Genomic DNA, 24,828 nt, shown 5'->3' on the forward strand with positions numbered 1-24,828 from the left:
TTCCGCCACACCACGCAGGATTCGAAAGTGGAAGTGACCCTTGAGGCAGGTGGCGGCCACGGGCCGCGTGCAGTTCTGGAGACCGTCCTTCAGTTCCTGCGACAGGGTTCCTAGAACCGACAGGCAACGCATCGCCGCCGAGGTCCAAGTCGGATCAGCCGCGGTCGGGCGCCGTATGGGTACTTGTTGGTGGATGGTGGGCCGCATCCGAACCCGCGCAAGGCGGTCGAGGGCTACCGGATGCGGCCCCTCGGGCTTGACGAGCCGGCGGCGGAGGTGGTCCGGCGGATCTTCGCCGAGTACCTGTCCGGGCGCGGTGACCGAGCGATCGCCAACGGGCTGAACCGGGACGGTATCCCCTGTCCGTCGGCGCGGCGGCCGGAGCAGAACACGCACCGGTTGGCGGATGGCTGGCAGGGGAGCACGATACCCACGACCAACTCGGCTTGTCCGCGGAGACGGTCCAGGCCGCCACGTTCCGGTTGCGCGCCAGCCCACTGCACGACCTGGTCCATCGCCACCGACCGCGTTGCACGCCGACGCCGACCGGCTGGCGCTGGACCTTGCGGTAGGAGGCGTTGACGATCGCCCACGGCACGGTGTTGTCCTTCTCGCCGGAGACCAGCAGCAGCGGGCCACGTTCCGGGTTGTCGGTGTTGACCCTGACCTCGGTCCACGGGTTGAGGTTGGCCGCGGCGGCTTGGAACAGCGGCTCGCCGGGCGCGGGGACGGCGAACTCCTCGTACAGCCGCCTCGCCTCGTCCTCGCTGACGCCGTTGGCGAAGGAATAGCGGAACTGCTCGTAGGTCAGCGGAACGGCGCGGTGGTAGTTGGCCGGGTTGCCCAGCACGGGCCGCGCCGCCCGCAGGGAGGAGATCGGCAGCGGCAGCACGCCGCGGAAGGGCGCAGGGTCGATGGCCACCGACGCGGCCGACAACCCGCGTCCGGCAATGATCTGCGTGATCAGGCCGCCGAAGGAGTGGCCGACCACCGCGGGCTTGCGGTGCAGGCGGCCGATGAGATCGCAGAAGTGGTCGGCGACCTGGCCGACGCTCTTGCCGGCGAAGACCTCCGGGTGGGCGTTCGCCTCGGCCACGGTCTCCGGGTCATCGGGCCAGCCCGGCGCCACCGGCGCGTACCCTGCCGCCTCGAAGACCGCGGCCCAGCGGTCCCAGCTGCTGGGCAGCAGCCACAGGCCGTGGATGAACACCACGGGCGGTCTGCCACTGGCGTTGACCTCGTCGATGCGAGCGCGGTCGTGCGCTTCGGACATGGCGGCTCCCCCTTTCAGCGGAACTTCAGGACGGTGGACAGGAACGCGATCGCCTGGCGGATGGCGGCTTCGGCGGCGTGGGTTTCGAGGTCGAACAGGTAGGGCGGACTGGCGGTAGCGTCGGCGAACGCCCGCGCTCCGGGTTCCAGCACTGGCTTGGTCATCTGCGTTGCTCCTTCGTGCTGTGGAACACCGCAGACGGTGTCGGCGCCGAACGGGTGACGGGTGAACCAGCAGCGCACGCTTCTGAACCCACAGCGCACCGGACGTTGCAGGACCTGCCCGTACCCGCGTCTCTTCCTTCCCGGAGGGGCAGACCGGTGCCAGGAGCCCTTGGCATCGCGGGTCCACTCGTGTTGGCTCGGAACACACTCTGGATACCGAGTGGAGGAACGGTGGCCATGCGCTCCGGCGAGGACGGCGACGTCGAGCCGTACGAGCCTTTCGCCGGTGATCTCGTCCTTCGGCTGGCTACCGAGGGGTGGTTGGTGATGTCGGCCGAGCAGGCGCAGGGTGCCGTCGACGACCTGGAGTGGACGTTGGCGGAGATCCGTTCCCGGTTGCGCAAGGCCGAGCTGTCCCGCAGGCTCCGCGAGATGTCCGGCGAGAACGTGTCGCCCGACGTGGACTGCCTGGTGATCCGGTCGGCCTTCGCCGGGCAGATCGCGGCTGAGCGGTGGGAGCGGGCGCTCGTCGAGTTACCCAAGTACATCCAGGCCTTCCGCATCGCGGGGAGCCTGTGATGGTCGACCCCCGCGTCGCGGATCTCACCCGTGAGCTCGAAGCAGCGCGGGTGGAGCGGCGTGGTTGCCTGGCGCGGGGGGACAGCGAGACCGCCTTGCTGCTAGCCGCCTGGATCGACGCTCTGCTCGACGAGTGGAACCGACGGGCCGAAGACCGCTGACCTGCCAACAGAAAGACCGTCCGACCCAGGATCTGGGCCGGACGGTCGACGTGGACGGTCAGTTGTCTGAGGGCAGTTCGACCAGTTCGCCGCTGACGTTGAGCACCTGAAAGCAGTTCGGTGCCTGATCACCGCTAATCGGCGTGCCCGGCCGGGCGCAGTCGACGGTCGCGCTGACGGTGGCCCCCGCCGGGACGTCGATCGGTGTCACCCAGTGGTAATCCTGGTTGCGGAACGTTTCCAGCGCGATCGTGGTGACCGTCCGATCGCCGAAATCGATGGTCAGCACGCCTTCGTCGCCCTGGTGGTTGGCCAGCACGATGTCGGTGATCCGGAACACCGCGCCCGCCGGCACGGTGTACGCCTCGACGCCCTGCTCGCCGCTGTCCGTGCGCACCTCGATGGTGCTGGAGCTCTGCTGGGCCTGACCGGATGATCCCGGACCGGACCCCTGATCAGGGCCCTGGCCGGAGGCACCGCCCTGTTGCTCCTGCTGCTCGCCGCCCTCGGCACCGCCTCCTTCCGGCGCGGTCGACGACGGTCCCCCGGCGCCGGCCTGCGCGATCTCCTCGGCCCGGTCGTCGGCGGCCTCACGCGCGGCGCTCTCCACCACCGGGCGCACCAGCAGCAGCCACATCAACACCAGCGCGAACAGAGCGGCGAGCAGCGCCAGCAGCCACCGGGGGAACACCGGGAGCTGGACCAGTTCACCCTCGAGCTCGTGCCGCGTGGCGTCCTGCACCGCGACCGCGGACGCGTCCAGACGCAGCGGCCACGGCACCGCCTTGCCGAACCACAGCACCGTGGCCACGCGCACCCGCAGGTCCAGCTCCACGCGGTCACCGGGCACGACCGTCACCGGGTGCTCGGCGAGCCGGTAAGAGAGCTGGTCGTCGGTCTCCGGCGCGGTCAGCGTCACCGCCACCGGTGTGTTGCCGTCGTTGTGCAGGTCCACGTGGTAGCGGGCGCCGCGCCAGGCGCGACGGCGCTGCGGCACGAGCTCGGCGCGCTGCTCGGCAAACGGCTCGACGAGCACGGTGGTCTCCGACACCGCCACGGAGTCGGGCCGTTCCGTCGGGAGTACGCGCACGCCCAGCGGCACCTCACCGGCCCGCACCGACGGCGAACGCGGTGGTCGCAGTACCACGTCCACCTGCTCGGAGGTGCCGGGGTAGAGCGACAGCCGTTCCGGTTCCACCTCGGTCCACGGGGCGCACTCGCCCACCACTTCGAACCGGTACGCCTCCACGATATCGCTGTCGTTGCGCACGGTCATCGTCGTCCTGGTCTCCTGGCCGGGTGTGACGACCACGGTGGGGAGACCGAATTCCGTCGTTGCGGTCACGCCGGACAACGTTGGCACCCGGATGAGAGCGCAGGCAGGGACAAAGGGGCATCGTATGGGCAATTCACGTGCACTCCGGCGCCACGACGGATGCCCGCGCGGCGCTCGCGAAACATCATTGCCACAACAAGGTTCATCCCGACAGGAGGGCGAGATGACGACGAGAGTTCCGGTGCAGGTCTACGCCGAGGACCCGGTGTTGCGGGCCGGTGTAGTGCACCAGTTGCGGCCGCGACCCGAGGTGGAAGTGCTGTCGGCGCAGGAGGAATCGCGCGCCGCCGTGTCGCTGGTGGTGGTCGACGAGGTCGACGACGCGGCCACCCGCCTGCTGCGCAGACTACAGCGCACGTCGACGACCAGGACCGGGGTCGTCGTCAGCCGACTCGACCGGGAGGCGTTGCAGCTCGCGGTCGAGTCGGACGTGACCGCGGTGATCCGCCGGTTGGAGGCCACTCAGGACCGGCTGGTGGACGCGGTTCTGTCGCTGGCAAGGGGTGAGGCCGTGCTGCCGGGTGACCTGGTGGCCACCCTGCTGGCCCACGTCGGGAAGCTGCAGCACAGCACCCTCGACCCCAACGGCCTCACGCTCTCCACCCTCACCCTGCGCGAGGTGGACATGCTGCGGCTGCTCTCAGAGGGCTTCGGCACCGCCGAGATCGCCTCGAAGATGTCCTATTCGGAGCGAACGGTGAAGAACATCCTGCACGGCGTGACAACCCGGTTGAACCTGCGCAACCGGACCCACGCGGTCGGTTATGTCATGCGGCACGGCCTGATCTGACGCCACTTGCCCGAAACGGTGCCCGCGCGGGCCTCGGCGGGACGGGCGGGTGTGGTGACGATATCGGGGGACGATTCGCGAGGGGGAGGAGTGAGCGTGTTCAGCAGGGCGAGAACCCGGGTGGTCGCCGTGCTCGCCGGGGGCACGGTGTTGTGCGGTGTGATCCTGGTGGGGCGGGGTGCGATGTCGTCTTCCGCTGTGGCACAACCAGATCAGGACACCGTCGGCCGGATCGCCTTCGCCGGCACCGGGCACCGCAGTACCGGTGTGGTGCCCGAGCCGGTACCTGACCAGCTCCCGACGAGCGATCAGCTGATCGCCGCCGGCCCCGCGCACTTCGACGACCAGGTGTCGACGCGGGCGAACCAGGTGGTCTTCACCAGCCTGCGGGACAGTCCTCGGCCACAGGTCTACCTGCGTGCCGAGGACTCCTCGGTACGCAGGCTCACGACCGACCGTGCCGCAGGTCATCCGCGGCTGTCGCCGGACCTGCGGTCGGTCGTGTTCGACTCCGTCGAGGACGGGCAGCACGACCTGTGGCTGGTCGGCGCCGACGGGTCCGGGCTGCGCCGGCTCACCGACACCCCCGAGGACGAGACGTGGCCGACGTTCTCCCCGGACGGCGAGCAGGTCGCGTTCGCCAGGGCCGGCCAGATCCACCGCCAGTCGGTGACCGGCGGCGACTCCGTTCAGGTGACCGACGAAACCGCCGGCGCGGCGGGAGAACCGGACTGGAATCCGCGTGACGGCCGCCTCGCCTACACCCTGGACCAGGACGGTGACGCACCCACGCAGATCCGCGTCCTCGACGGCACCGGCGTCGGCGCCCCGCTGCTGGGCGGGGACCAGGCCGGGTGGGGCGGCCGGTGGCCGGTGTGGTTGCCCGACGGGACCGGCCTGCTGTTCCTCAGTCGGGACCAGGTGTGCGGCTGCGCGGCCGACCCGAACGTCGAGAAGGTCTATCGCGCCGACACCGCCGCGGGGCTGCCCGTGATCACGCCGCCCGACCTGCTGCTCGCCGAGGACCGTCAGGTCTCGTCCCCGGCCTGGCTGACCGGGCCGGACCGGCTGCTGGTGTCCCGCACCACCGCCCTCACCCACAACACCGCGACCTTGCAGGACATCCGGCCCGACGGAGTGGACCCCCGCGATCTCGGGGTGCCGCTGCTGCGTGAGGACCCCGAGAGCGTCGACGACCCGAACCTGCTGTTCCGCCCCCGGGCCGGCTACGACCCGTGGTTCCAGCGCCAGAGCTACTCCCAGGACGGCCGCCGGATCGTGGTGAGCCGGTTCGAGGACGTCGACGGTGTGCGCGCACAGCGGATCTGGCTCGTGGACGCCGACGGCGGCAACCCTCGCCGGCTGCCGGTGGCGGACCGGGCGACGACGGACTGGGAGTTCGACCCGGCATGGTCGCCGGACGGCAGGTTCGTCGCCTTCGCCCGCCGCTCACCCGGTGGCGTGCGGCCGGACGGCGGCCCGAGCCGGATCGTGATCGTCGCGGCGGCGACCGGCGAGATCGTCGGGCGGCTGCTGCCGCCGGAGGAGCTCGCCGACCAGGAGGACACCCAACCCGCGTGGTCGCCCGACGGCGCCACCCTCTCGTTCACCCGGGGGACCGTCACCGACGGCCCCACCGGCGAGATCCGCGACAACCACGTGTGGACGGCCCGAGCCGGCATCCTCGACCAGCAACGCGACGTGTCCAGCGCGGTGTGCGGGTTCGACTGCGAGGTCACCGACGACAGCTCCGCCTTCGGCGCGGACAGCGGCGTGTTGGTGTTCAACCGGGAGAACGACGGCCTGCTGCGGGTCTCGCTGGCCGACGACGGCTGCCGCGTCCTGCTGCCCGCCACACCGACCACCTGCGCCGCCCCCGTGACGGCGGTCGGTGGCCCGTTCCAGCCGCGTGATGCTTCGTTCGCGCCGGACGACAGCCGCTTGGTGGTGTCCACCCGGCGCACGGCGGCCGCCGCGTCGCCGGAGGAGCTGGCCGTGCTGGATCCCGCCACCGGCGAACTGGACCGGATCACCACCGGACTGCCCGGTCGCCAGAAGGAGCCGACCTGGCAGCCGTCGGCGGACCTGGCCGTCACGGCGCCACCCAGGTCGTCGACTGTGGACGTCGGGGACTCCGCGCCGGTCACCGTCGAGGTCGTCAACCGCGGCCCCGGCAGCACGAACGGGTCGCTGACCGTCGCGGTGCCGGGCCAGGTCCGCCTCGGCTCGCTGCGCCCCGAACGCGGGAGCTGCGACGTGCTGGAGCTGCGCTGCGAGCTGGGGGTGCTGAGGACCGGGGAGACCGTCGACATCCTCGTGAACCTCGTGGGCCTGACGCCTGGCGGTCCCCGGGTGACCTGGTCGGTGGCCGGTGACGTGCTGGACCTGCGGCCCTCGGACAACGCGACGGAGACCGAGATCCCCGTGCGCGAGCCACCGGCCCCGCCACCACCACCTCCGCCACCGTCCCCGCCGGTACCCGCCCCACCGGCGCCCGCGCCCCTGGCCGGACCGGGACTCGCCGTCGTCGTTCAGCCGAACCCGTCCTATGTGGGTGGTCGGGCGACCGTGCGCTACACGGTGCGCAACGCGGGCGGCGCACTCGCCGGGGGGCTGCGGCTGGACTTCGCACTCCCCAGGGGGATGCCGGTCTCCGCCGTGCCACCGGGCTGCTCGACCACCGGCTGCGTGCTGCCCGACCTGTCGCCCGGCGCGAGCCAGGTGATCGTCGTGGTGCTGGCACCGAACGTGCCCCTGCGGACCACCGTTGCCGGCACCCTGCGGACCACCGGCACCGACACCGACCGGGCCGACAACGTGGCCACCACGCCCATGGTCGTGCTCCTGCCCCGGATCGTCGCGGTGCCGGCGATCGGCGAGCCCGGCTTCGTCCCCTCGGTCCGGGGCGTGGACTTCCCGCCCGGCACGCCCGTCCGGCTGACCTGGGACCCGGGCATCACCGCGGGCGCGGCGCCGACGATCCCCCGAGCCGACGGCACGTTCGCCGCCCAGCTGCTGATCCTCGCCAAGGACCAGACCGGTCCACGCACGATCACCGCGGCCGGCGCCGGCTTCACCCCGGCCACCACACCGTTCCTGGTCGTGCCCGGCTCGATCGGGCCGCCGGACATGGTCCGACGCAGATGAGCGGAGGTACCCGGTGATACACGAGGTGGACGAGGGCATCCGCCGGCTGCTCGCCGACGGAGACGTGCCCGGCGAGCAGGGCGAGCTGGCGTTCGACGCGCCGACCAGGGAGTGGACGGCACGGCGCAACGCCCCGACCGTCAACGTGTTCCTCTACGACATCCGCGAGGACGTGAGCCGGCGGCAGACCGGTGCGTTCGAGGTGCACGAGGAGGACGGGACGCTGCGTGGCTGGCGTGGCGTCTCCCGCTGGTACCAACTGTCCTATTTGGTCACCGCGTGGACGAACAGGCCGCAGGACGAGCACCGGCTGCTCTCCGTGGCGTTGGGCTGCCTGACCCGAACCGAGCGGCTGGAGCAGCGGTGGCTCACCGGCTCGCTGGCCGAGCTGGGACTGTCGATCGGCCTGCGGGCGGCCGGGCCGCTGTCGGAGGTCGGCGCCGCGTCCGACGTCTGGTCCGCGCTCGGCGGCGAGCTCAAGCCCGCCATCAACCTCGCCGTCATCGCGCCGCTACCGGGGGAGTGGACGCCCGCCGGCCCGCCGGTCACCGAGGGCGTGGTGTTGCGCACGACCACCGATGATCCACGGCGGCTGCGCTACGAAGGTCCGTCCGCGGCCGAGGGCGACGGTTTCGCCACGGAGCGCCCCCGGCCGCGCCGGCGCCAGCGGGGTGCGCCGATCCGATGACGGTCGCCGAGCACGACCTGGTGCACCTGTGGCAGCGGCTCGGCGCCGTCGAGCAGCGGGTCCGCGCGGCGGTGGCCGCCCGGCGCGCCACGGACCCCGCACCCGACGACCCCTACCGCGGCCTCTACCTCACCCCGGAGGCGGTGGAGCTGGTGCTGTCCGCTCCGCGGCAGCGCCTCGCCTTCGAGCCAGGCGAGGAGCCGGACGGCTCCCGGCTGCACGAGCTCGCGCGGCGGTTCGACCTGGCCCCGCTGGACGTGGAGTTCCTCCTCATCGCGCTGGCGCCGGACCTCGACGCCCGGTTCGAGCGGCTCTACGGCTACCTCAACGACGACGTCACCCGCCGCCGCGCGACGGTCGGGCTCGCGCTGGAGCTGTGCGGGCAACCGGCGGCCGGCGAGGGCCGTTTCCGCTTCGCCCCCACCTCGCCGCTGGTGGCCGGCGGCCTGCTGGACGTGCGGGAGCCGGACCGGCCCGCCCTGTCCCGGGTGCTGTGCGTGCCGGACCGGGTCCTCGCCCACCTGCTGGGCGAGGACACCCCCGACCCGGCCGTGACCGAGCTGGCCGAGGTCGTGCCGCTCGCGGCGACCACGGCCGAGGACCTGCCCCACCGCCTCGGCGCCGCACTGCGGGCCGGCGTCAACCCGATCCACCTGAGGGACACCGACGGCGACGGCGGCCGGACCGCGGTGGCCGCGCTGGCGGCCGCGGGTCGAGGTGCCGTCGTGCTCGACGTCGTCGCCCTGGCCGACCTCGACCACCCGCCGGTGGCGGCGCTCGTGCGCGAGGCCCGGCTGCGGGGTGCGGGCATCGTGCTCGGCCCGCTGGAGCCGCTGCTGCCCGACCGGGTCCGGCTGCTCCGCCAGGTCCTCGCCCGCGTCGGTGACGTCCCCCTGCTCATGCACGGCGCACGGCACTGGGAGCCGCGGTGGGCGACGGCGACGTCGGTGCCCGTGCCACCGATGGACCCCGCGCGGCGCGCGAGCCGCTGGGCCCACGCGCTGACCGACGCGACCGGGGTGGCGCCCGCGCCGGACCTGGTGGCGGACCTGGCGGGGTTCCGGCTCGGGGTGGCGGAGGTGGACCGCGCGGTCTCGGTGGCCACGCGGCTGGCCCTGCTGGAGGACCGGCCCGTCGGGCTGAGCCACGTCCGTGCCGGGGTGCGGGCGCAGAACGGCGCGGGGCTGGACCGGCTGGCCCGGCGGATCATCCCCTCGGTCGGCTGGGACGACCTGGTCCTGCCAGGACCGACGCGGCGGCAGCTCGCCGAGCTGGTCGTGCGTGCCCGGCACCGCGAGCGCGTGCTCGGCGAGTGGCGGATGCGCCCCGGCGGCGGGCGGGGCCGTGGCGTGGTGGCGTTGTTCGCCGGCCAGTCGGGCACCGGCAAGACGATGTCCGCCGAGGTGGTCGCGGCCGAGCTGGGCATGGAGCTGTACGTGGTGGACCTGTCCACGGTGGTCGACAAGTACGTCGGGGAGACCGAGAAGAACCTGGAGCGGATCTTCACCGAGGCCGCCGGGGTGCACGGCGTGCTGCTGTTCGACGAGGCCGACGCGGTGTTCGGCAAGCGCTCCGAGGTCAAGGACGCCCACGACAGGTACGCCAACGTCGAGTCGGCATACCTGTTGCAGCGCATGGAGTCGTTCGACGGCATCGCCGTGCTCACCACCAACCTGCGGGCCAACGTGGACGAGGCGTTCACCCGGCGGCTCGACGTGGTCGCGGACTTCCCGATGCCCGACGTCGCGGAGCGGCGCGCGCTGTGGGACAGCTGCCTCGGCACGGCAATGCCCCGCGCGGACGACCTCGACCTGGAGTTCTGCGCGCAGCGCTTCGAACTGGCCGGCGGGTCGATCCGCGCGTGCGCGGTGACCGCGGCCTACCTGGCGGCGGCGGCGGACCGCCCGGTGGCGATGGCCGACATCGTGTCCTCGGTGCGCCAGGAGTACCGCAAGCTCGGCCGGTTGGTGCTGGCCGGCGAGTTCGCTCCGTGGACCGAGCGGAGCTGAGAACCGACGAACGGAGACCCATGCACGCACACGAGAAGCCCGAGCGGGAGAGCGCCGCACGGCCCCCGCGGCCCCGGCCCGACCAGACCACCGGGCACCCGGGTCAAGACCGCCCGACGCCGGACGCGCTGCTCGAGCTGCAACGCGCGGCCGGCAACAGCGCCGTGGCCGCGACGCTCTCCGGCCACCCGGGGGAGGCCGGCCCGGTCCAACGGTCGACGGTGCACGACGTGCTCGGCTCCTCCGGGCGACCGCTCGACGCCTCGACCAGGACCGACATGGAGGCCAGGCTCGGCGCGGACTTCTCCGACGTCCGCGTGCACACCGACGCCGTGGCCCGCCGCTCCGCGGAGGAGATCGGCGCGCGGGCCTACACCTCGGGGCAGCACGTGGTTCTCGGACGGGGCGGCGGCGACCCGCACACGCTCGCCCACGAGCTGACGCACGTCATCCAGCAGCGCGCGGGCGCGGTCAGCGGCACCCAACGGGACGACGGCCTGAGCGTGTCCGACCCGACCGACTCGTTCGAACGCGCGGCCGAAGCCAACGCACGTGAGGTGATGTCGGGCAGGACACCCGCCGTCCAGGCCGTGGGCGGCGACCACGGCGGGCCGACCACCGCGGCCGTGCAGCGGATGCCGCTCGCCCAGTTCCAGCAGCAGGTGAGCACGGATCCGCAGGTGGCCAACGACCCCGACTTCATCACCTACTTCGAGATCCGCCGGGGACGCGAGGATCCCGGCGCCGTCGTCGCGGACGTCCAACCCGGCTCGCAGAACCGGTTGCGGCAGCTCGTCGAGACCGCCGACGTCGACGCGGCACTCGTGACCCAGTACATTCAGGACTACCTCGCTGGTGGCCAGGGGACCCCGGCCCAGCCGGCCACGCTCGCCGACCCGAACGTCGCCGGGCTGGAGGTCGAGCTGGCCGAGGTGGTGCTGACCGTCGCCAGCGGCGCGACCCTGAATAACGGCGATCTGCTGGCCGAGACCGCCGCGACGACCCCGGCCGGCCCTCCACTGTTGCGGCTGGAGGTCGAGGGCCTTGGCCGTGCCAACGCGGCGGCGGGCGGTGCCGCCGCAGGCGCCCGCAGGACGGCCAGCGTCGAACTGGTCTACGGGCCGCTTCCGCCGGGCGACTATGCGAACACCGATCTCATCGCGGCCAGGACCACGCTGCGAAAAGTCCTTTCCGCCCGGACGGAGAGAACCAAGACGCTCCACGATCTGATTAACACGTACAAGAATCAGATGACCGGTCGCAGAGCACGGTACAAGCTGAACCCCACGAACGCGGCCAAACAGCTGACCAAGAACGTGACGAAACTGTCCAACCCCTCCGCGCAGACCAACGTCTCCACGCCCTACGAGAAGGTGGGCACGCAGGCGCCCAGCGCCGGCCAGGACTTCCGCGGGTTCTTCGAGAACGACGGCGACACGAGGATCTTCGACACGGCACGGACCAGGGCCGCCGCCCTCGCGGGTGACATCGACGCCAACTGGACGCAGCAGCACGGCAACGCGGGCAACCTCAGGGTGGGTGCCGGCATGCGGTCGCTCCTGACCCACGTGCTCTTCCAGGAGGCGAAATACCTGCGACACACCACCGACCAGCGCGACAACGAGCCACCGGAGTACAAGCAGCACTTCCACGTGCTGCTGAAGGCCAGCCCCCAGGACGCGGTGATGTCCATGATCGACGACCACGAGGCGCAGCTCCTCCTCGCCTGGCTGGTCGACTGGGGAGGCGTGCCCCTGGCCGACGCCGCGACGGCCGCGTTCCGGGCGACCAACACTTCCAACCAGACGGCAACCGCCGACGCCACCACCATTCGCAACTACCTGGTCGACGTGCTGGTGGCCCGGTTGCTCGCCGGCCGACAGCTGCTGGCGGTGGACGACCGCGAGTCGCAAGTCTTCGGTAACAACCGGGAAGTCGCCACGGTGCGGCACTTCCACCCGCGACCCAGCAACCGGATACCCATCACCGTGCACAACAACCGGTACTACCTGGTCGTGGAGCAACGGTCGTCGCGACACGCGCTCAACAGGGACATCGACACCAGGGCGGGACAACACGCGACCCAGATCGGCAACCTCCAACGGTAGCGGGGTGCCCGTCCGGGCAGCATCGTTGCCCGCGACCGAGGACCGCCGGTCCTGTCGCCGTGCGGCCCTCCCGGGCGAGGATTTCCCTTGTCACAGCGAGAACTTCGAAGGAGAGACCATGCCGCAGTACCTCTCCCCAGGCGTGTACGTGGAGGAGGTCCAGTCCGGGGCACGACCGATCGAGGGGGTCGGCACCGCGGTCGCCGCCTTCGTCGGCTTCGCCGAGCAGGGGCCCTTCCACCAGCCGACCCTGGTGGCCAACTGGAACCAGTACGTGCAGAACTTCGGCGGCTTCACCGACGGTGCCTACCTGCCGCACGCCGTGTACGGGTACTTCACCAACGGCGGAGGCGCGGCGTACGTGGTGCGGGTCGGCGGGGAGTCCCGCGAGGTCACCCCGGTGGCGGGGGAGCCGGTCAGGCTCGGAGGGCTCAAGGTCGCCGCACTGCCGGGTGCCGGCCCCGACGTCTCGGTGGAGGTCACCGACATCGAGGGCGAGAACCCGCCGGAGGACCGCTTCCGCCTGCTCGTCCGCCAGGGCGACAAGGTCGTGGAGAACTACGAGGTCTCGACCAGGAAGAACGTCAAGAACTACGTCGTCACCCAGGTGTCCGAGCGGTCCAAGCTGATCGAGATCACCGAGCAGTCCAGCGGCGCGTTGGCCAAGCCGGACAAGCAGTCGGCCGCCCTGCCCGCGCCCGGACCAGGCACCTCTCCGGCCACAGTAGACGCCCAGGAGTATCTCGGCGACCCGGAGGCGCGGACCGGGTTCGGTGGTCTGGAGAGCATCGACGAGATCACCATGGTGGCCGCGCCCGATCTCATGGGTGCCTTCCAGCGCGGCATGCTCGACCTCGAGGGCGTCAAGACGGTGCAGCTGGCCATGATCTCGCACTGCGAGCAGATGGGCGACCGGGTCGCGGTGCTGGACACCCCGCCGGGCCTGTCCGCGCAGCGGGTGCGGGCCTGGCGGATGGACGAGGCGGGCTACGACTCGCGGTACGCCTCGCTGTACTTCCCGTGGCTCAAGGTGTTCGACCCGTTGAGCGGCCGCAACACCATGGTGCCGCCATCCGGTCACATAGCGGGCGTGTGGGCGCGCAACGACGTCGAGCGCGGTGTCCACAAGGCACCGGCCAACGAGGTCATCCGCGGTGCCGTCGACCTGGACTACGTGTTGAGCAAGAACGAGCAGGACCTGCTCAACCCCATCGGGGTCAACTGTGTACGCGCGTTCCCCGGCCGGGGCATCCGGATCTGGGGCGCTCGCACCCTGTCGTCGGATCCGGCCTGGCGCTACCTCAACGTGCGCAGGCTGTTCAACTTCCTGGAGGAGTCGATCCTCGTCGGCACGCAGTGGGTGGTCTTCGAGCCCAACGACGACCGCCTGTGGTCCAGCATCCGGCGCAACATCGCCGCGTTCCTCACCGAGCAGTGGCGGCAGGGAGCGTTGTTCGGCCGGACGCCCAACGAGGCGTTCTACGTCAAGTGCGACGAGCAGAACAACCCCCAGGAGTCCATCGACCTCGGTCAGGTGGTGTGCGAGATCGGCGTCGCGCCGGTCAAGCCGGCGGAGTTCGTGGTCTTCCGGCTGGCGCAGTTCTCCGACAGCACCAGCCAGGTCAGTGAGTAGACAGCGGGAAAGGTGATTCAGTCATGGCAGAAGGCGACGCACTCGCAACACATGTCTTCGGCGTCCAACTCGGCGGGTTCGAGGTCGAGTCCCTCCAGGAGGTCAGCGGGCTGACCGTCGAGGAGGACGTCGTCGAGGTCTTCCAGGTGACCGCCACCGGACGGCCGTTGATCCGCAAGCAGCCCGGTGCGCAGAAGGGCGGCGAGGTCACCATCACCCGGGGCCTCGACCAGAGCAGCGAGTTCACCAAGTGGCTCACCGAGACCCTGGAGAACGGGGCCGTGAACTCGGCCCGCCAGAACATCACCATCGAGATCAAGGACACCGAGGGCAACTCGGTGCGCCGCATGCAGCTGATGAACGCCTGGGCCAGCAAGTGGGAGGGCCCGTCCCTCAAGGCCGGCGAGTCCAGCGCCGCGACCGAGAAGGTGACGCTGACGTTCGAGGAGATCAAGGTCGAATGAGGGCAGCGTGCGGGGCCGCCCGGGCATCTTCTGGTGAGGAGGAGGCGACATGAGGCGACGGACCATCGGGCTCGACGCACTCGATGAGCTCGTGGAGGAGCCACAGCGAAGCACGACGACGACCGCACCGCGCACCGAGTTCGACTTCGAGTTGCCCCGCGGCTACGTGGACTCGGACGGAGTGCTGCACCGCCATGGACGGATGCGGCTGGCCACCGCCCGGGACGAGCTGCGCCCGCAGATCGACGTGCGGGTCAAGGAGAACCCGGGATACCTCAGCGTGGTGTTGCTCAGCCAGGTCATCACCGAACTGGGCACGGTCGGCGACGTGCACGTCGGCGTGGTGGAGCAGATGTACGCCACCGACATCGCCTTCCTGCAGGACTTCTACCGGCGCATCAACAGCGAGGGGCACACGAGGGCCGGCGTGTCCTGCCCGTCGTGCGGCACCGCCTTCGAGGTGGACCTCGCGGGTGGCCGCCTGGGGGAATCGTGACGTACGCGGCCGAACGGCTGCTCGAGGAGGTCGCGTACGTGGCCTATCACTTCCACTGGCCGCGCGCGGAGATCCTGGACCTGGAACACCACGAGCGCCAACGCTGGGTCCGCGAGATCGCGCGCATCAACACGAGGATGAACGAGGGGCGGTGAGCGGTGTCCTTCCTGGACAGATGGCGCAAACGCGGTCGCGTCCCGGCCGCCGCTACGGCCCCCCGCGCCCCCTGGGACGGCGGCTGGCGCGCCGTGTCGCCGCTCACCGGGGTGATCCAACGGGACCTCGCCGTCGGCGACGGCAACCGGTTCCGTTCGGAACTGGCGTCCTGGCACGATCACCGGTTCGGCACCTCGCTCGGGCATCTGGTCAGCCCCGAAGCACCGGCCGGCGTGATGCACGGTCTGGTCGAGCGGCGGTATCCGGAGCCCGGCGCGGGTGGGGCGCCGGTCGTGTGGCGGCACACCCGCGACACCTCCGACGTCGGTGTCGACACCTCCTCCTCGGCGGTTCACCCGACGTCGGGATCGCCGCGCGCGGCCCGACTTCCGGGTGGCGGATCGGTGGTGGAGCGTTCGTCGGGACCGGAAGCGGTGCAGCGCTCGGCCTCGGGACCGGCGTCGGCAGCGAGGCCGGCGATCACTCAGGTTCCGGAGTGGTCCTCGACGTCGACGAACGGTCCGGCCTCGGAGTCGACGACTGTGCCGGTGCGGCACCCAGTTTCGGGTCCGGCACACGGCTCGGGAACGCCGCGGGTTCGGGAGTCGGACCGGGGTTCGGCGGCCACCTCGGCTGGCGGGTCGGCGCGTGATCCCGTGCCGCCGGTGGCGGCGGCGCCCAAACCGGTGCCGGGGGAGCGCTCGGTCCCGGAGTCCGCGGTGACCTCACCGGCGGTGGTGGCGGAGCGCTCCTCGGGATCGGAGCCGGTGCAACGGTCGGCGCCGGTGTTGGGTACGACGCCGGGCGCCGCGCCCGGACCAGCAGCGGACGGTCCTACGCGGGGTCCCTCGACGCCACCGTTGGTGCAACGGTCGGTCCAGCCGCCGTCGCCGGGCCGGGGCGAAGTCTCCGGGTCCGCTGCCCGTGCGGAGCGGGAGCCGGTGGCCCGCGGGGCCGAGCCGGGCCTGGTGCCGGAGCCATCCGGGTCGGCGCCGGTCCGACCCGAGGCGCCGACGCGGGGCGCGGCGGTAGTGCCAGTGGGAAGGCTCGAGTCGGTGCCGGAACGGACCTCGGCGGTAGTGCCTGTGCTCCGATCCCAGTCGGCGCCGGCGCAGACCGCGGGGGCGGTGCCCGTCCGAGGATCCGAGTCGGTGCCGGAACGAAGCTCGGCCGCGGTGCCCGTGCTCCGATCCCAGTCGGTGCCGGTACAGACCTCGTCGGCCGTACCCGTGCGAGGATCCGAGTCGGAGCCGGCATCGACCTCGGTTGGCGTGCCCGTGGGTGGGTCCGGGTCGCTGCCGGAACGGGCCTCGGCTGTAGTGCCCGTGCTCCGATCCCAGTCGGAGTCGGCACGGGCCTCGGCGTCGGGTTCGGGACCGGTGCCTGAGGCCGGAGCGACATCGCGGGTCGACTCGGTGTCGCGTGCCACGCCGTTGCTCGGCACGACACCGGCGATGAACACCGCACCGCCGCCCGGTCCGGAGCCGGCGGCGATGCGGGGTTCGCAACCGCCGGCACCGGTGTGGCGGCGGCCGTTCTCGTCGCCGGCCACCGCGGAGCGGTCGGTGCAACGGTCGGTCCCGGCCGCCACACCTCCTTCGGGACCGTCGCCGCGCCCCGAGGCGACGCACGTGGTCGAACCGGAGTCGGCGGCCGTGGGACCGTCGCGCCCCGAGGCGGTCGCGTCGACCGCGGCGGTGCCGGTGCGTCCGCTCGGGAGGTTGCTGACCCTCGCTCGCGTCGCTGTTCCCACGGTTCGCCGGCTGCCCCGGGTCGCGGAGAACCGCGTAAGCCAGGCGCCGCCGTCCGAGCCCGGCGCCCCTCGGTCGGCGCCCGTGCTCGGTGCGCCGCTGACCGGGATGCCGGCTACCGCCCTCGCGCCGCTTCGGGAGCCCGCTCCGGCCATACCGCCCGCTCCGTCCGACGTCCCGCGGCGTCGGCCGGCCGGTGGGCTCGGTGCCCCGCTCACGGCGATGCCGGCCACGGCCACACCGGCCGGCGGGCCGCGGCCGGCCCCGGCGCCCGCCGGACAACGCGAAGCCGGCCCTCCCGTGCAACGGAGGTCCGTCACCGCACCCGTCCTCGCGCCGGCTCTCCCCGTGGGGGTCGTGCGACTCCCGGACGTCGCCCCGGTGGTCTCCGGGCCCATGGCGCCGCTCCTCGGCGGTCGCCCGTCGCCGACATCCCTGACTACCGGCGAGTCCCCCACCGGGCCCGCCAGGACCAGGCCCGTCGTGCGGCCGCGCTGGGGTGGCCGACGGCACGCGCAGCGTGTGGTGCGTCCCGCCTCGCCGCGGTCGCTCGATGTCGGAGCCGGCGTCGAGTCCGGCGGGCCGGGCACTCGCGGCCCCGACCTGGTCGGGCCGCCGCCGAGCGCATCGCACGCGGCCGCTCGGGCACGCGGCAGCCCCGGAACAACCGCACCGGCGGCCGTGCAGCGGCGGGCATCGCAGCCGCAGCCACCGGCGCAACCGCAGCCACAGCCACAGGCACCGGTACAGCAACAGGCACCGGTGCCGGCAACCGCGCAGCGCCCCGACCGCCTGGACCGGAGCGACCTCGATGACCTCGCCCGCCGACTGGCCGAACCCGTCGGACGACTGTTGCGAACCGAACTGCGGCACGGCCGGGAACGCGCCGGCCGACTGCACGACCGGCGCCGCTGAACGAACCAGGGAGCAAGCCCGTGACCGACGACGTCTTCGCCAGCAGTGTCTTCTTCCGGCTGTCCGTGGCGGGCAGTGATCTCGGTGCGTTCCACACCTGCGACGGGCTCGGAGCGCAGATGGAGGTCGAGCAGTTCGCCGAAGGCGGCAACAACGGGTTCACCTGGCAGTTGCCCTCCCGGATCACCTGGTCCAACATCACCATGACGCGGCCGGTCACCAGTGACTCCGCCAAGGCTCTCGCCTGGTTCACCGAGGTGATCGAGCGCGCGGAGCGCAAGGACGGCGAGATCGTCGCGCTCGCGCCAGACCTCACGCCGATCGTTCGGTGGCAGGTGCTCGGCATCATCCCGATCCGCTGGCAGGGGCCGAGTTTCGACCCGAGCCAGTCGCAGGTCGCCGTGGAGACGCTCGAGTTCGCACACGAGGGACTACAAGCGTCATGACAGGAAGGACGTCGCAGTGGCACGGAAAGTCGGGACGAGTCTCGTCAAGGCACGACTGGCGATCATGGAACCCCCCGCCGCGGTCGGCGCCAAGCCGGGCGGGAAACTGGCCACGGTCGCGTTCCAGTTCAACCCCGGCACGCTCGCCCTCGCCAAGAGCACCGAGTGGCGGCGCAAGCCGTCCCGGATGGCGGATCAGGCCTCGCTTCCCGAGTTCGTCGGCAGCGGTCCGCGCACCTTGTCCGTGGAGGTGTTCCTCGACGCCACCGCCACGCACGACAACTCGGTCGAGGAAGGGGTGGAGAAACTGATGACCGCCTGTGTGCCGACGCAGAAGAGCATCCAACGCAAGAAGCCCGCCAGCCCCTGGGTCCGGTTCGAATGGGGCACCGCGCGTTCGGTCTCCTTCGACGGAGTGGTGTCCAACCTGTCCGTCGCCTACGCACTGTTCGATGTGGACGGCAAGCCGCTGCGGGCAACGTGTTCGGTGTCGATCGAGGAGGCCGGCGTCGGCAAACCCGGCCAGAATCCGACCTCCGGGTCCCGGGAGGCACGCAGGACCCACCGCGTCGTCGTGGGGGACAGCCTGCCCCAGCTCGCCTGGCGCGAGTACGGCGACGCGACGGCCTGGCGGGTGATCGCCGAAGCAAACGACATCGACGACCCCATGGTGCTCATGCCTGGCGCGGAGCTGCTGGTGCCCGCCATCCAGAGTTCGGAGCCGGTCCGATGAGCAGCGTGCGGTCCTTCGCCGCCAGCGCCGTCGTCGAGGCGGGTGGACTCGGGCAGGCGCCGTGGGTGGAGAAGCTGCGCAGCTGCCTGGTCGACGAGAACGTCAACCTGCCCGACACGGCCGTGCTCGTCTACGAGGACGGCGATCGCGACCTGCTCGCCAAGTCCAAGGTCACGATCGGCACCCCGGTCACGGTGTCCGTGAGCGCGGCCCGCACGCAGGCGCCGGAGCGACTGTTCCACGGCGAGGTCACCGCCGTGGAGATGGACGTCGACGGCACCGGCGCCTTCACCGTCATTCGGGCGATGAGCAAGGCCCATCGGCTGTTCCGCGGCCGCAGGGTGAAGGCGTTCCCCAAGATGACCGCCGCGGGGATCGTGCGTCAGGTCGCCAGGAACGCCGGCCTCACCACCGGCCGAGTCCAGGTGTCCTCGATCACCTACCAGCACCTCAGCCAGCCCGGTGTGTCCGACTGGGACTTCCTGCAGATGCTCGCCCGCGAGCACGGTGCCGTGGTCAGCGTCGACGACCGGGGGCGGTTGGAGTTCACCAAGCTCGCGTCGGCGGCCGGCGCTCCCGCGCCGACGGCGTCGGCGCGCACCAACCCGCACGTGCTCGAGTTCGGCGTCAACCTGCGGGTGCTGCGCGCCGCGTTGAGCAGTGCCGAGCTGTCCGGCGGCGTCGAGGTGCGGAGCTGGGACGTCGCGAGGAAGCAGAAGGTGGTCGGGCTCGGCAACAATGCCCCGAGCAAGACGGTCCAACCGGGACTGCCCGCTGCCACGGCGGTCAAGGCGTTCCGCGCCAAGACCAGGACACTCGTGACGGGCACGCCGTATGCCGCGCAGGCGGAGGCGGCTGCGGCGGCGGCCGCTCTGGACGCGTCGGTCATCGCCGGCTTCGGCGAGTTGGAGGCGGTCGTCGACGGCAACCCGAAGATCCGCGCGGGGGTGCCCATCACGCTGGCGAACGTGGGCTCGGCCTTCAGCGGCCGCTACACCGCGACCGCGGTCTCGCACCTGCTGGAGCCCGACGGCGGCTACCGCACCACGGTCGTGGTCAGCACCTCGGCCGACCGGTCGCTCGCCGGTCTCACGGCTCCGGTCCCCGACCCGCGCATGCCCGGCCTCGCGACCGGGATCGTCACCGACATCAAGGAGGTCGGCGGCGAGCACGGCTGGGTCCGGCTGAGGTTCCCGTGGTTGGACGACGACTACGTGACCGACTGGGTCCGCACCGTCCAACTCGGTGGGACCGGCGTGTTCGGCCCCGACGTCAACGACGAGGTGCTGGTCGGCTTCGAGCAGGGCAGCCTGGACCGGCCCTACGTCCTCGGCCGGCTCTACAACGGAGTCGACGCGCCCGGCCCGCACAACCTGCCGCTGGTCGATCGCACGAGCGGCCGGGTCAACCGGCGGACGCTGGTGTCCAGCAGGGGGAACCGACTCGAGCTGTTGGACGGGACCCGGCAGGCCGGCGTGCGCCTGGCCACCGGCGACCAGCAGCTCGAGGTGCTGCTGGACGAGCGGGCGAACAGCCTGCAGCTCAACCTGCGTGGACTGGGCGGTCGCCTGGTGACCAGCTCGATCACGCTCGACCGCACCGGCATCACCCTCGACGCCAGGACCGGCGTGGTGCGGATCAAGGGCCGAATGGTCCACCTCAACTGATGGACGAAGGAGAGCACACATGCCCCCCGCTGCCCGCCTGGGTGACAAGACGTCCCACGGGGGCGCCATCGGACCGCCGCCGCCCCTGCTCGCGGTCAGGGTGGCGACCGTGTTGATCGAGGGTGCGCCAGCCGCCGTCGTCGGCAGCGTCCACGCGTGCGTCAAGCCGCCGGACCCGTTGCTGGGCCCGAGCAACGTGGTCCTGCCCCGACCCGGCCCGCCCTCCGGGGTGTTCGTCGGCGGGGTGCCGGCCGCGACCATCGGCGACCGCACCGTGTGCCAGGCCACCATCGTGCTCGGCGCCCGGAGCGTGTTCGTCGGAGGTGTGCTGTGAACAGGCAGAAACCCGGGGAGGTGGACCAATGAGTAGACCGGGGGTTGACTTTGTCGGCCGCGGCTGGGGCTTTCCGCTGCGGGTCGGGCCCACCGGTGGCATCGGGATGGTCGAGCGGGAGCAGGAGATCCAGGAAGCGATCCGGCTCGTGTTGGGCACCGCCCCCGGCGAGCGCCCGATGCGGCCGGAGTTCGGCTGCGGCATCCACGAGCTCGTCTTCGCCTCGGCCGACCACGCCACCGCCGGTGACATCGCCCGCGAGGTGCGTACCGCGCTGGACCGGTGGGAGCCGCGCATCGAGACCACCGACGTGGTCGTGGCGTTCGACGCGGTGGAGGTGGCGTGTGTCTACATCGACGTGCACTACACGATCCGGTCGACGAACGACCAGCGCAACCTCGTCTTCCCCTTCTACACCATCCCTTCCGAGGAAGCAGAGGCGAGCTGATGGCCCTGCCCTCGCCCAACCTGGACGACCGGCGCTTCCAGCAGCTGGTGGACGAGGCGAAGCGCTACGTCCAGCAGAGTTGCCCCGAGTGGACCGACCACAACGTGTCCGACCCCGGCGTGACGCTCATCGAGACCTTCGCCCACATGGTGGACCAGCTGGTCTACCGGCTGAACCGGGTGCCGGAGAAGAACTACCTCGCCTTCCTGGACCTGTTGGGGGTGCGGCTGTTTCCGCCGACCGCGGCCCAGACCGACGTCACTTTCTGGCTTTCCGCACCACAGCGGGAAACCGTGCTGGTACCCGCTGGCGCCGAGGTCGCCACCGAGGCCGCCGAGACGGCCGAGCCGGTGGTGTTCGCGACGACCGACGTGTTGCCGATCGTGCCGTCCAGCCTCACCTGGCTGGTCACCAGGACCGCGGGCGGTGAGCACGCCGACCGCACCGCTGACCTCTCCGAGGGCAAGGACGTGCCCTGCTTCCAGGCCGCGCCCGTGCCCGGCGACGCCACGCTGTTCGGCCTGTCCGCGGCGGTGCCGCGGTGCGCGGTCGTGCTGCGTCTGGACAGCAGCGTGGAGGGCGTCGGCGTCGACCCTCGCCAGCCGCCGCTGGTCTGGGAGGCCTGGGACGGCCAGGAGTGGGTCGCCTGTGAGACCGACAGGGACACCACCGGCGGGTTGAACCGTTCCGGCGAGGTGGTGCTGCACGTGCCGGGAGGGCACACCGCCTCCGCTGTCGCCGGACACCGGGCGGGCTGGCTGCGCTGCCGGGTCGTCGAGCCGGCGCCAGGACAGCCGTTCTACTCCGAGTCGCCGACCGTGCGGGAGGCCGAGGTGTTCACGGTGGGTGGCACCACGAGCGTCGAGCACGCCGAGGTCGAGACCGACGTGCCGATCGGCGAGTCCGCCGGCGTGCCCGGCCAGCGGTTCGCGCTGCCGACCGCGCCGGTGCTGATCGACGGCGAGCCCGTGGTCGTGCGAGTGGCCACGGTGGACAGCTGGGAGGACTGGACCGTCGTGCCGGACTTCGGCGCCTCCGGACCGGGTGACCGGCACGTCGTGCTCGACGCCGCGGACGGGGTGCTGATGTTCCCGCCCGCGGTGCGTGAACCGGACGGGACGCTGCGCCGCTACGGGGCCGTGCCGGCGAAAGGTGCCGCGATCCGGATGCCGCGCTACCGCACGGGCGGTGGCCGGGCCGGCAACGTGGCCCGGCACGCGATCTCGGTGCTGCGCAGCTCGGTGCCGTACGTGGCGGAGGTGGTCAACCGCGAGGCCGCGACCGGCGGTGTGGACGCCGAGACGGTGGATGAGGCGAAGACGCGGGTGCCCAACCAACTTCGCGTCCAGGAACGGGCGGTGACCGCTGCCGACCACGAGATGATCGCCCGGCAGGCCGTACCGTCCCTGGCGCGGGTGCGGTGCCTGCCCACGAGCGGCGGGGCACGGGTACTGGTCGTGCCGGACGCGGTGGCCGACGACCATCCCGAGGGCGGCGACCGGCTGCGCTTCGAGCAGCTGGTGCCCTCCGACGAGGTCCTCTCCGCCGTGGCGCGGCACCTGGACGAACGGCGTCTGCTCGGCGCCCGGCTCGTCGTGGAACCTCCGCGTTACCAGGGGATCACCGTGGTCGCGCGGCTCGTCGCGCCGGAGACGCGCGCCGCCGAGGTGCGTGCCGAGGCGCTGGCCGCGCTGTACCGGTACCTCAACCCGCTGCGCGGCGGCATCCACGGCACCGGGTGGGAGTTCGGCCGCCCCGTGCAGTTCGGTGAGGTGTTCGCGGTGCTGCAACGGGTGGCGGATGTGTCGCTGGTGAGCGAGGTCAGGATGTTTCCCGCCAACCCCCTCACCGGGGAGCGTGGCGCACCGGTGGAGCGGCTGGAGGTCGCGCCGAACGCGCTGGTGTTCTCCCATCAGCACCAGGTCGCGGTGAGCGCGCCGTGAGGGCCGCGCTCCCCGAGTTGCCGAGCCGGCACCCGCTCGGCACGATGCTGCCCGCGATGTACGCCGACGACGACCTCGCCCTGCGGTTCACCACCGGCTTGGACGCGGTTCTGTCCGCCCTGCTGTCTACTATGGACAACTTGCCGGCGTACCTCGACCCGGCGCTGGCACCGGAGGATTTCCTGGGCTGGCTGTCGTCCTGGGTGGCGGCGGAGCTGGATCCGGCGTGGCCGCTGCCGTTGCGGCGGGCGGTGGTGCGGCGGGCCATGGCGCTGCATCGCGGGCGAGGCACGGCCCGGGGTCTGGTGGAGCGACTGGAGCTGTCGCTGGGGGTGCGCGCGGAAGTGGTCGACGGGGCCGGCGCCCGGTGGTCGGCGACGCCCGACACCGAGTTGCCGGACGTTCCCGTCGACCAGGTCGTGGTGCGGGTGTGGGGGCGGGTCGACCGGCAGCGGGTCGAGGCGGTGGTGGCATCGGTCTGCCCGGTGCACATCAGGTGCGTCGTCCGGATCGAGGAGGACGCATGAGCGTCAGTACGCGGACCTGCCCGCAGTGCGGGGCCGCGGTCGGCGCCGCGGACGACTTCTGCGGCAACTGCGGCAACTACCTCGGCTGGGCGGCCGGCCCGCCGCGGTCGGCAGGGACGGGGGGCGGCGCGGTTGGTCCGCCTGCCGCCGAGGATTCGGCTGCGGCGCCGCCGAGTTCGGCGACGGCGGCCGAGGTGTCGGCCGCGTCGTCGGACGGCCCTCCGGACGGGACCGCGGCCGCGCGGTCGGTGGTCGAGCGGTTCGAGCAGTTCGGACCGGTGTTGCCCGGGCGTCCGGAGGCCCGCAGGCCACTGCCGACCGCGGCCGAGGAGGCGACGGTGGCCGGGCCGCCGTGTCCGGCGTGCGGCACGACGAACCCGCCCGGCCGGCGGTTCTGCCGTCGCTGCGCCACCCCGCTCCACCCCGAGCAGCGCGGGGCCCATGCCGGCCGACGTCGCGGGTGGCGATGGCGGGGCGACCGTTCGCGATGGCTGCGGCGACTCGCGGCGTTGCTGGTCGCGACCGCGCTCGTGGTCGCCGCGATCCTGTTCTTCCCGCAGGCGGTGATCCTGTGGGACGACCTGCGCGACCGGTTGGCGACACCGACGCCGGTGGTGCCGGTGAGCACCGAGGCGAGCGCGACCGTGGCCGGTCACCCGGCCACCAACGCCGCGGACGGGCTGAGCAACCGCTACTGGGGCGCACCCGACGTGGGCGCGTCCGTCGACTTCGGCTTCGCCGAGCCATTCCGGCTGCTGTCGGTGGTGGTGCACACCGGTGCGTCGGCGGAGGAGGAGGGCTTCGCCGCACAGGCACGCCCCGCCGCGGTCGACATGGTCATCACCAGGGACGACGGCACGACACGGACGTTGGCGGTGACCCTCGCCGACGAGCCGGGGCCACAGACCACCGAGACCGGCGTCAGCGGCGTCGTGCGGATCCGCCTCGTCGTTCGGGAGGCCCGGGGCACCGCGCCGGGGCGCCACATCGCGCTGGGCGAGGTGGAGTTCTTCCGGCGGTGAAACACCACGGACCTCCACACGAGCCCACACATATTCGC

Annotated in this window: 24 protein-coding genes and 1 pseudogene; 21 read left to right on the forward strand and 4 right to left on the reverse strand. The window is 72.1% G+C overall.

What is annotated here, in order from left to right:
* Nucleotides 1-240: 240 nt before the first annotated feature.
* Nucleotides 241-582: a recombinase family protein gene (locus BU204_RS41170; RefSeq protein ID WP_083661186.1), complete on the forward strand. Its 342-nt coding sequence runs from the start codon at nucleotides 241-243 to the stop codon at nucleotides 580-582.
* Nucleotides 583-592: 10 nt separating this feature from the next.
* Here BU204_RS41170 and BU204_RS41175 read toward each other — a convergent pair.
* Both BU204_RS41175 and BU204_RS39975 read right to left on the reverse strand, forming a co-directional pair.
* Nucleotides 593-1,273 (reverse strand): annotated as a pseudogene (locus BU204_RS41175) (alpha/beta hydrolase); the annotation flags it as partial.
* A gap of 14 nt (nucleotides 1,274-1,287) precedes the next feature.
* A complete protein-coding gene (locus BU204_RS39975) occupies nucleotides 1,288-1,437 on the reverse strand; it encodes a hypothetical protein (RefSeq protein ID WP_158073431.1) in 150 nt (49 codons plus the stop codon).
* 237 nt (nucleotides 1,438-1,674) lie between these two features.
* Here BU204_RS39975 and BU204_RS10290 point away from each other — a divergent pair, with 237 nt between their 5' ends.
* On the forward strand, nucleotides 1,675-2,016 hold the full coding sequence (locus BU204_RS10290) for a hypothetical protein (RefSeq protein WP_075125388.1): 342 nt from the start codon (nucleotides 1,675-1,677) through the stop codon (nucleotides 2,014-2,016).
* Nucleotides 2,016-2,177, forward strand: coding sequence for a hypothetical protein (locus tag BU204_RS39980; protein WP_158073432.1), 162 nt, complete (start codon nucleotides 2,016-2,018; stop codon nucleotides 2,175-2,177). The genes BU204_RS10290 and BU204_RS39980 overlap by 1 nt, the downstream gene beginning before the upstream one ends.
* Nucleotides 2,178-2,235: 58 nt before the next feature.
* On the opposite strand, the gene BU204_RS10295 is transcribed toward BU204_RS39980, so the two are convergent.
* Nucleotides 2,236-3,522 carry a COG1470 family protein gene (locus BU204_RS10295; RefSeq protein ID WP_075125389.1) on the reverse strand — a complete coding sequence of 429 codons (1,287 nt, stop codon included), beginning with the start codon at nucleotides 3,520-3,522 and terminating at the stop codon, nucleotides 2,236-2,238.
* Nucleotides 3,523-3,676: 154 nt separating this feature from the next.
* Here BU204_RS10295 and BU204_RS10300 point away from each other — a divergent pair, with 154 nt between their 5' ends.
* The 9 genes from BU204_RS10300 (at nucleotide 3,677) to BU204_RS40675 (ending at nucleotide 15,003) form a co-directional block, all read left to right on the forward strand.
* A complete protein-coding gene (locus BU204_RS10300; RefSeq protein WP_075125390.1) occupies nucleotides 3,677-4,303 on the forward strand; it encodes a helix-turn-helix transcriptional regulator in 627 nt (208 codons plus the stop codon).
* A 96-nt stretch (nucleotides 4,304-4,399) separates the two neighbouring features.
* Nucleotides 4,400-7,450, forward strand: a complete 3,051-nt coding sequence (locus tag BU204_RS10305) for a DUF11 domain-containing protein (RefSeq protein ID WP_075125477.1) — start codon at nucleotides 4,400-4,402, stop codon at nucleotides 7,448-7,450.
* Between the two features lie 13 nt (nucleotides 7,451-7,463).
* Nucleotides 7,464-8,138: a DUF4255 domain-containing protein gene (locus BU204_RS10310; RefSeq protein ID WP_075125391.1), complete on the forward strand. Its 675-nt coding sequence runs from the start codon at nucleotides 7,464-7,466 to the stop codon at nucleotides 8,136-8,138.
* Complete coding sequence (locus BU204_RS10315; RefSeq protein ID WP_075125392.1) at nucleotides 8,135-10,147, forward strand: ATP-binding protein; 2,013 nt, start codon at nucleotides 8,135-8,137, stop codon at nucleotides 10,145-10,147. Before BU204_RS10310 ends, BU204_RS10315 begins: the two co-directional genes overlap by 4 nt.
* 20 nt (nucleotides 10,148-10,167) lie before the next feature.
* Nucleotides 10,168-12,255, forward strand: coding sequence for an eCIS core domain-containing protein (locus BU204_RS39000; RefSeq protein ID WP_075125393.1), 2,088 nt, complete (start codon nucleotides 10,168-10,170; stop codon nucleotides 12,253-12,255).
* 118 nt (nucleotides 12,256-12,373) lie between these two features.
* Complete coding sequence (locus BU204_RS10325; RefSeq protein ID WP_075125394.1) at nucleotides 12,374-13,888, forward strand: phage tail sheath family protein; 1,515 nt, start codon at nucleotides 12,374-12,376, stop codon at nucleotides 13,886-13,888.
* Nucleotides 13,889-13,911: 23 nt separating this feature from the next.
* Nucleotides 13,912-14,352, forward strand: coding sequence for a phage tail protein (locus BU204_RS10330; protein ID WP_075125395.1), 441 nt, complete (start codon nucleotides 13,912-13,914; stop codon nucleotides 14,350-14,352).
* Between the two features lie 49 nt (nucleotides 14,353-14,401).
* The gene (locus tag BU204_RS10335; protein ID WP_075125396.1) at nucleotides 14,402-14,848 is read left to right on the forward strand and encodes a hypothetical protein; all 447 of its coding nucleotides are present in this window, start codon (nucleotides 14,402-14,404) and stop codon (nucleotides 14,846-14,848) included.
* The gene (locus BU204_RS40675; protein ID WP_198942823.1) at nucleotides 14,845-15,003 is read left to right on the forward strand and encodes a DUF6760 family protein; all 159 of its coding nucleotides are present in this window, start codon (nucleotides 14,845-14,847) and stop codon (nucleotides 15,001-15,003) included. The genes BU204_RS10335 and BU204_RS40675 overlap by 4 nt, the downstream gene beginning before the upstream one ends.
* A 485-nt stretch (nucleotides 15,004-15,488) precedes the next feature.
* Here the strand turns inward: BU204_RS40675 and BU204_RS10340 are convergent, their stop codons facing one another.
* On the reverse strand, nucleotides 15,489-16,910 hold the full coding sequence (locus tag BU204_RS10340; RefSeq protein WP_075125397.1) for a hypothetical protein: 1,422 nt from the start codon (nucleotides 16,908-16,910) through the stop codon (nucleotides 15,489-15,491).
* 607 nt (nucleotides 16,911-17,517) lie between these two features.
* Here BU204_RS10340 and BU204_RS39985 point away from each other — a divergent pair.
* The 9 genes from BU204_RS39985 to BU204_RS10380 are packed head-to-tail and all read left to right on the forward strand — an operon-like array spanning nucleotide 17,518 to nucleotide 24,790.
* Nucleotides 17,518-17,670: a hypothetical protein gene (locus BU204_RS39985; protein WP_158073433.1), complete on the forward strand. Its 153-nt coding sequence runs from the start codon at nucleotides 17,518-17,520 to the stop codon at nucleotides 17,668-17,670.
* A 20-nt stretch (nucleotides 17,671-17,690) separates the two neighbouring features.
* Nucleotides 17,691-18,116 (forward strand): phage tail protein, encoded by a 426-nt coding sequence (locus BU204_RS10345; protein ID WP_075125398.1) that lies wholly within the window; start codon nucleotides 17,691-17,693, stop codon nucleotides 18,114-18,116.
* Between the two features lie 16 nt (nucleotides 18,117-18,132).
* Nucleotides 18,133-18,849: a CIS tube protein gene (locus tag BU204_RS10350; protein ID WP_075125399.1), complete on the forward strand. Its 717-nt coding sequence runs from the start codon at nucleotides 18,133-18,135 to the stop codon at nucleotides 18,847-18,849.
* Nucleotides 18,846-20,516 (forward strand): VgrG-related protein, encoded by a 1,671-nt coding sequence (locus BU204_RS10355; protein ID WP_075125400.1) that lies wholly within the window; start codon nucleotides 18,846-18,848, stop codon nucleotides 20,514-20,516. The genes BU204_RS10350 and BU204_RS10355 overlap by 4 nt, the downstream gene beginning before the upstream one ends.
* A gap of 19 nt (nucleotides 20,517-20,535) precedes the next feature.
* A complete protein-coding gene (locus tag BU204_RS10360) occupies nucleotides 20,536-20,850 on the forward strand; it encodes a PAAR domain-containing protein (RefSeq protein ID WP_075125401.1) in 315 nt (104 codons plus the stop codon).
* 28 nt (nucleotides 20,851-20,878) lie between these two features.
* Complete coding sequence (locus BU204_RS10365; RefSeq protein ID WP_075125402.1) at nucleotides 20,879-21,298, forward strand: GPW/gp25 family protein; 420 nt, start codon at nucleotides 20,879-20,881, stop codon at nucleotides 21,296-21,298.
* On the forward strand, nucleotides 21,298-23,241 hold the full coding sequence (locus tag BU204_RS10370; RefSeq protein ID WP_075125403.1) for a putative baseplate assembly protein: 1,944 nt from the start codon (nucleotides 21,298-21,300) through the stop codon (nucleotides 23,239-23,241). Before BU204_RS10365 ends, BU204_RS10370 begins: the two co-directional genes overlap by 1 nt.
* Nucleotides 23,238-23,768, forward strand: coding sequence for a phage tail protein (locus tag BU204_RS10375; RefSeq protein WP_233159957.1), 531 nt, complete (start codon nucleotides 23,238-23,240; stop codon nucleotides 23,766-23,768). Before BU204_RS10370 ends, BU204_RS10375 begins: the two co-directional genes overlap by 4 nt.
* Nucleotides 23,765-24,790: a zinc ribbon domain-containing protein gene (locus BU204_RS10380; protein WP_075125404.1), complete on the forward strand. Its 1,026-nt coding sequence runs from the start codon at nucleotides 23,765-23,767 to the stop codon at nucleotides 24,788-24,790. The genes BU204_RS10375 and BU204_RS10380 overlap by 4 nt, the downstream gene beginning before the upstream one ends.
* Nucleotides 24,791-24,828 lie beyond the last annotated feature (38 nt).

Source organism: Actinophytocola xanthii, assembly GCF_001921205.1.
Taxonomy (GTDB): Bacteria; Actinomycetota; Actinomycetes; order Mycobacteriales; family Pseudonocardiaceae; genus Actinophytocola; species Actinophytocola xanthii.